The sequence below is a fragment of the Endozoicomonas sp. ONNA2 genome, from assembly GCF_024606365.1.
In the GTDB taxonomy this organism is placed as follows: domain Bacteria; phylum Pseudomonadota; class Gammaproteobacteria; order Pseudomonadales; family Endozoicomonadaceae; genus Endozoicomonas.
This window is the reverse complement of sequence record NZ_JAHHPO010000713.1, coordinates 1-1082: the sequence shown is the minus strand read 5'-3', so window position 1 is coordinate 1082 and position 1082 is coordinate 1. Positions and strand designations below refer to the sequence as shown.

At 44.4% G+C, this 1082-nt stretch carries 1 protein-coding gene; it reads right to left on the bottom strand.

All coding sequences use genetic code 11. The features are described 5' to 3' along the window. Positions 1-1082: ShET2/EspL2 family type III secretion system effector toxin (locus KDK14_RS12565; protein ID WP_257265481.1), on the bottom strand; the 1082-nt coding region annotated here is incomplete at both ends.

Here is a 1082-nt window from a genome sequence, read left to right as displayed (position 1 = left end):
TCAGTAGATTCTTTTTGATCTCGTCGCTCAAGGGGCTGGCCATGACCCGATCCAGGTATTTCTTGACACACTCACCGTGCCCCCTTTGTAATGCAATGTTTAGTCTTGGAAAACCATCGTCATTTTTAGCCATCAGGACAATCTTTTGATTATATGGATCAAGCCGGTTCAGTTGCTCCATGAATGGATCGACCATCTTCGATGAAAAATGTCCATTTGTGAGCAAAAAATAAATAATGTACGGATTCATATCCGCCATAACCCTGACCAACGAGCTACCGGCCCGGCTTTCAACCGTTGTCGTGGTTAAACATCCACCCAAATAAGGCTTGGGGTAATATAATTTGATGAAATAAGAATTTGAGACAAGGTGCTCTATTTTAATCGCCTTCAGGGTTTGCAGATCAGGGACGATGAGTCGTCGGACTCTCAGGGTGTCGTTGGGATCATAAAAGGCCAGCTTTATTTCCTCTCGCTCAGGCGACCAGTTTATCTTTAGAGCCATCACATGGTTTGATGACGAAAACAGATAGGTTTTATTATGTTCGCTATCGGCCAGCTGCTGTTGACAAGCCATGTAAATTGCCTTGCCTACCCCATCCCGGTCAAAGTAATAACCTTCCTGTGCAGTTTTATATCCATCAGCTGTGGTGTCACGCATCGCCTGATGCGTTTTAATACCACTGTGACGGGAAATTTTATCAAGTCGATCAATAGACGTGAATTTACCAACATCTTTCGTGCCAAACTTCCCTGTAGCAAACGCATAGGCCAACTGTTTGCAAGTAATCGGTTTATCATCCAAGAGATTGTTCGCTCTACAGTTGAAACCTCTCAGATCGCCCTTTGATACGTATTGCAAAATCCCGGAAGTATTAGCAGGCAGGGCCTCTATCGTGGATTCTATGGGTGTATTGCCACTATCCCGGGGCTTATTCACTACGGGCGTATCCATCTGCAACAGGTAAGAGCGTCCCTGATGATTAAGTTGTTCGATTTTAAGGCTAATCAGAGATGTATGCCGGGGAACATTTGCAGGCTTACTTTTCTTTTCCTCAGGAATGTTTTTTGGGTCAACAGAA